This is a genomic window from Streptomyces kebangsaanensis (assembly GCF_001906585.1).
In the GTDB taxonomy this organism is placed as follows: Bacteria; Actinomycetota; Actinomycetes; order Streptomycetales; family Streptomycetaceae; genus Streptomyces; species Streptomyces kebangsaanensis.
Genome location: NZ_JUJA01000099.1, coordinates 10,181 through 15,556 on the forward strand (window position 1 = coordinate 10,181; position 5,376 = coordinate 15,556).

The 5,376-nt window shown below is 73.8% G+C and carries 5 protein-coding genes; all 5 read left to right on the forward strand.

Going from position 1 to position 5,376, the window contains the following annotated elements; translation table 11 throughout:
- A partial coding sequence (locus RH94_RS43390; RefSeq protein ID WP_234425776.1) for a CapA family protein occupies positions 1–498 on the forward strand: 498 nt, incomplete at its 5' end.
- Positions 499–1,067: 569 nt separating this feature from the next.
- Positions 1,068–2,840 (forward strand): molybdopterin cofactor-binding domain-containing protein, encoded by a 1,773-nt coding sequence (locus tag RH94_RS14710; protein ID WP_079189028.1) that lies wholly within the window; start codon positions 1,068–1,070, stop codon positions 2,838–2,840.
- Positions 2,837–3,367, forward strand: coding sequence for a (2Fe-2S)-binding protein (locus tag RH94_RS14715; RefSeq protein WP_073948050.1), 531 nt, complete (start codon positions 2,837–2,839; stop codon positions 3,365–3,367). The genes RH94_RS14710 and RH94_RS14715 overlap by 4 nt, the downstream gene beginning before the upstream one ends.
- A gap of 316 nt (positions 3,368–3,683) precedes the next feature.
- Positions 3,684–4,709: a peptidoglycan-binding protein gene (locus RH94_RS14720; RefSeq protein ID WP_073948086.1), complete on the forward strand. Its 1,026-nt coding sequence runs from the start codon at positions 3,684–3,686 to the stop codon at positions 4,707–4,709.
- A gap of 213 nt (positions 4,710–4,922) precedes the next feature.
- Positions 4,923–5,273, forward strand: coding sequence for a hypothetical protein (locus tag RH94_RS14725; protein WP_073948051.1), 351 nt, complete (start codon positions 4,923–4,925; stop codon positions 5,271–5,273).
- Positions 5,274–5,376: the final 103 nt, after the last annotated feature.

Below are 5,376 nucleotides of genomic sequence, written 5' to 3' on the forward strand. Positions count from 1 at the left end.
GTCGTCGAGCGCGTACGGCGGGTCAGGCGTCCCGGAGACCTCGTGGTCGTCTCCGTGCACTGGGGGTCCAACTGGGGGTACCGCGTCCCCCGGGAGCAGATCCGCTTCGCCCGCGCGCTGGTCGACGGCGGTGTCCACGTCGTCCACGGACACTCCTCACACCACCCCCGCCCCGTCGAGGTGTACCACGACCGGCTGATCCTCTACGGCTGCGGCGACTTCATCGACGACTACGAGGGCATCTCCGGCTACGAGGAGTACCGCGACGACCTGCGGGTCGTCTACCTCCCCTCTGTCGAGGCGGACACGGGACGGCTGACGGAGCTGCGCATGGTGACGCTGCGCGCCCGGCGGATGCGGCTCGAGCCCGCCACCGAGGAGGACCGGGCATGGCTGCGGGCGACCCTCGGCCGGATCAGCCCGGGGGTGGTCGTCTCCACGATGCCGGGCGGCGTGCTGGGAGCGGTACGGGCGACGGCCTCCGTGCGGGGTCCGTGAGAGAGCCTGCCGCTGGTGTGCGAGGAGAGGGAGGTGGGTAGCCGCACCGTCCGAATGCCTCTCCAAGGAGGAAAAAGGACGATGCGGGCTTTGATGCCGATGACGATGACGATGACGAAACTGATGCGGCGTGTCGCGGCCACGGGCGTTTCCGCCGTGGTCCTCGGCGGCGCGCTCCTCGCCGGCGGCGGCCCCGCGGCTGCGGCCGGCGCTCNNGCCGCCGAGCCCGCCGAGCACACCGCCCGGCCACCCGTGGCCGACACCTCTCTCCGTGCCTCCGAGCACCGCACGGGCCACCGGCATGTGGACCCCTGGGTCGCGGGCCAGCTGGCCTGGTTCTGTCCTCAGGCCGCGAAACGACTGGCCGTCTACGACCCCTGGGTCAAGGACCAGCTGGCGCTGTTCGCGCCGCCGACCGGCACCCGCGCCGGCTGAGGGGACCGTTGTCCGCCGTTCAGCCCCGAAAGCCGACCGGTCCGAGCGGGGGTGGCGATGCCGCTCACGCATGACTGCGGCCGCGCGCGGTACCCGGCGACCGCGGTGGCGTGACCGTTGGGCTGGGAGGGTCGATGGCTGGCCCGAGTGCCGTGGGTGAGGCTTTGACACGGGTCGAGGACGGCCCTCTGCTGTCGGGACGCGGCCGGTTCGTGGCCGATCTGCGCGTGCCCGGGTGCGCGGAGGCCGTCTTCGTGCGCAGTGAGGTGGCACACGGCCTGGTGCGGAGGGTGGACCTGGGCGCGGCGCGGCAGGTCCCCGGTGTGCTGGGCGCGTGGTCGGCGGCCGACCTCGCCGACGTGCCCCGCGTGCCGGCGATGACGGACCCGGAGGTGACCCGCGACCGGCCCTGGCCCGCCCTCGCCACGGACCGTGTCCGGTACGCGGGCGAGCCGCTGGCCGTGGTGGTGGCCGGGAACAGGTACCTGGGCGAGGACGGCCGGGACGCCGCCCGGGTGACGATCGACGCCCTGCCCGCCGTACTCGATCCCGCCCGGGCCGCCCTCGACGAGGTCCGCCTGTTTCCGGGCGTGTCGAACGTGGCCGTGGAGACCACCGTCGGGGAGCCGGTCGATCCGCGGGTGTGGGACCGGGCGGCGGTCGTCGTCGAGGCGGACTACCGGCACCCGCTTCTGTGCCACACCTCCCTGGAGGCCCGCGCGATCCTGGTCCGGCCCGACTCCGGTGGCGGCATCACCGTGTGGTGCTCCCACCAGGCACCGCACCGGTTGCGCGACGACCTGGCCGGTGCCCTGGACCTTCCGGGCGGACGGGTGCGCGTGGTGGTGCCCGACGTCGGCGGGGCGTTCGGCGGCAAGAGCGAGACGTGGCCGGAGTACCTGGTGGTGGCCCTGGCAGCGCTCCGGCTGGGGCGTCCGGTGCGGTGGGTGGAGGACCGTGCGGAGGCGCTGACGGCCGCGCCGCGCGGGCGTGGGCAGAGCCAGTGGGTGCGGCTCGCCGCGGATGCCGACGGCCGCTTCCTGGCGCTGGAGATGCGTACCGACGCGGCTGTCGGCGGATATCCGCACACCGGCTCGTTCCTGCCGGAAGTGACAGCGAGGATGGTTTGCGGCGCCTACGCCGTTCCCCTCGTCGGCGCACGGGCGCGGGCCGTGCTGACCACGACCCCGCCACTGTGTCCGTACCGTGGTGCGGGCCGGCCGGAGGCCGCCTACGCGGTGGAGTGCACCGTCGACGCGCTGGCACGCCGCCTGGACATGGACCCGGCCGAGGTGCGCCGGCGCAACTTCGTTCCGCCGGACGCCTTCCCCTACGACACGCCGACCGGTTTCCGGTACGACAGCGGGAACTACGCGGCGGCACTGGAGCTGGCGCTGAAGACCGCCGACCACGCGCGGTGGCGCGCGGAACAGGGCCGCCGCCGGGCCCGGGGCGGCGCTCCGCTGGGCGTGGGCGTCTGCACCTATGTGGAGCGGTCCGGCGTGGGCGGCGAGTTCGGGGCGGTCGAAGCACACCCGGACGGCTCCTTCACCGCGACGTCGGGCTGCTGCTCGACCGGGCAGGGGCATGCGACCAGCTTCGCCCAGCTGTCCGTGGCCGCCGCCCTGCTGGTCGAGGAGGGCGTCGTCGTCGACGCGCGGCTGGGTCTCGCCGGTGTCGCCGCCCGGCCCGTGCGGGCCCGGGACGCCGAGCACGTGCTGGTCGGGCGGCCGCCGAACGAGCGGGCGATCACCGCGGCGGCAGTGGCGGCCTCGGCGTACACGGCCGATCCGCCGGCCGATCCCCACGCGGACGTCGCCTACCGGCGCCATGCGGCGCGGATCCTGGTCCGGCGGGCGCTCGGGCAGGCCCTCGACGACATCAGCGACATCGTGGAGCGGTCATGAGGATCTCCCTGACGGTCAACGGCGAGGAACGGCGTCTGGAGGTCGAGCCCCGGCGGACCCTGGCCGACGCGCTGCGCGAGGACTGCGGCCTGACCGGCACCCGCCTGGGATGCGAGCAGGGCGTGTGCGGGGCGTGCACGGTGCGGGTGGACGGTGCCGCGGTCCGCAGCTGTCTGATGTTCGCTGTGCAGTGCGACGGCCGTACCGTGCGCACCGTCGAGGGCCTGGCCCCGGCCGACGGAACCCCCCACCCCCTGCAGACGGCCTTCACCGCCGAACACGCCCTGCAGTGCGGCTTCTGCACCCCCGGCTTCCTCATGCTGGCCGCGACCGCCCTGGAGGACGACCCGTCCCTCGTCCACGACCCCGAGCGGCTGCGTGAACTGCTCACCTCCAACCTGTGCCGCTGCACCGGCTACGAGGCGATCCGCCGCGCCGTACGACGCGCGGCGGACGCGGTCCCGGACCGGGACGAACGTGTACCCGAGGAGGGTGGCGGCCGGACCGTCCTTCCTCCGGGTGAGTGACGCGTTCCGGGAGTGCGGTCGCATCGGCACACGTCCGGGTGAACGCGTGCCCCCTGCACCGGTTCCTGGCACGGCTCTCCCGGAGGGCCGGGGACGGCCTCGCTGCGGGGCCGCGGAACGTCCGGTGGCCGCGCGGGGTGCGGACGGTCCGGAAGGGACGCGCCGGCCCCTCTGCCCGTCATCGCTACGATCTGCGCTGCTGTGGGCCGATGCGTCCGCGCTTGCCGTCATGCGCGTGGTTGACCTGCTGCTATGCGGCCATGCAGACGGTGCGGACGCCCAACTGTTCCGTATGACGACCGGGAGGGACACGTACATGGCGCATGAGCCGGACGGACAGGAGCGGGAGCAGCGGCCGGCGGTGCGGTTGGCGCGGCTGCTGCGGCGCTGGTGGGAGGAGGCCGGGAGTCCCCCCGGCGGCACGCGGCCCACACAGCAGGCACTGGCCTCGAGACTGGGCATCGACCAGACGACACTCTCGCGCTATCTGAATCCGAAGCACGCGTCGACCGCTCCACCGAGGGTGGTGGAGGCGCTCCACGCCCACCTGCGCGCTCCGGCGACGGAGCTGGCACGGGCACGGGAGTTGTGCCGGGCGGCGCTGGAGGGGAACAGCCGTCAGGGGACCTCCGGCGACGGACCGGAGCTCACCGGCGGAACCGGTACCGCGGACGGCACGGGCGGGCGCGGCTCCCCGGGCCGGCTCCGGTCCCGGTGGACGCTGCCGGCGCTGGTGGCCGCGGTGGTGCCGGCCTTCGTCGCCGGGATGGTCGTGGGCGGCCAGCACGCCCCGCCGCCCCCTCGGTCCGCGGCGGAAGACACGGCCGGATCCGTTCCCTTGAGTGGCGTGCCGATCGAGTGGCCGCTGCTGATGAAGCGTAAGGAGGACCAGTTCACCCGTGCCCGTGCCCTGCAGCACCTGCTGATGGCGCACGGCTACGAGGTGAAGGCGGACGGCTTCTTCGGGAACGAGACCCAGGACGCCGTCATGGGCTTCCAGCGCAGACACAACCTGCCGTCCGACGGCAAGGTGGGCAAGGACACGTGGCCTGCCCTGGTGCGGACCGTCGGCCCCGGAGCCCACGGTCACGCGGTCCTGGCCCTCCAGGAGCTTCTGCACAATACGGGTCTGGGCGGCACGGAGGTGTCGGGGGAGTTCACCGCGGCGGCCGTCGAGGACCTGAGGTACTTCCAGAGCAGGCACGGCCTGTCGCCGACCGGCCGGGCGGACGTGGACTCCTGGCTGGCCCTGCTGGTGTTCCAGCGCCCGCCCGTCGACACCCCCGCATACCAGAGGTCCACGGGCCCGCATGGCGTGCGACTCCCTCTCCCCAGGGCATAACCGCAGGCCGGAACGGTTCCTCGCAGGTTGCACGGAGGCTGCATCAATGCCCCTGTGCAGACACCCGGGAATGTCTTCTCGCACCTTCCTCCCGCGGGCAGTCTGGTGCCGTGCCCGGCGCCCCCGGGCCGCCCGCCCTCGTCGGCGGACGACGTGTCCGGGGCGTGGCGCCGGTGCGCTTCCTGTCATCCGTCCACCTGAAGGAGTACCTCCATGTCCGCTGTTCGCAAGACCTTCATGTCCGCGCTGTCGGCGATCGTTCTCGCCGGTGGGCTGGCCGTCGGCGCCGCCGGCACGGCGAGCGCCGCCACCTGCCCGTCCTCGGCGTCCCCGAAGATCAACGGAGCGAAGGCCAGCTGGACCCTGCGCTGCTCGGGCGGCTCTCTGCTGGTGTCCGGCTGGCTCGAGGACACCCGCATGGACGGCAAGTGCGCCTTGGTCCGCGCCGTCGGCCGCAACGGCGTGCCCCACACGAAGAGGGCCTGCGGCTCCGGGGTCCGGGAGCAGTTCGACTTCACCCTCGCCAAAACGAATGAGGCCGAGGTGCACCTGTCCCTCTCCTGAACCCGTTCCGGGGCGGGCCGCGGTGCCCGCCCCGGAACGCCCGGGTGCGCTCGCGCCCGACGAGGAGCCCGGGCGGGTGCGCTCCCCCCCTGCCGCCACGACC

What these genes read in the sequence shown, in the direction of transcription:
- RH94_RS14710 (WP_079189028.1), top strand. Translation starts at nt 1,068, where the DNA reads ATGGCTGGCCCGAGTGCCGTGGGTGAGGCTTTGACACGGGTCGAGGAC.
- RH94_RS14715 (WP_073948050.1), top strand. Translation starts at nt 2,837, where the DNA reads ATGAGGATCTCCCTGACGGTCAACGGCGAGGAACGGCGTCTGGAGGTC.
- RH94_RS14720 (WP_073948086.1), top strand. Translation starts at nt 3,684, where the DNA reads ATGGCGCATGAGCCGGACGGACAGGAGCGGGAGCAGCGGCCGGCGGTG.
- RH94_RS14725 (WP_073948051.1), top strand. Translation starts at nt 4,923, where the DNA reads ATGTCCGCTGTTCGCAAGACCTTCATGTCCGCGCTGTCGGCGATCGTT.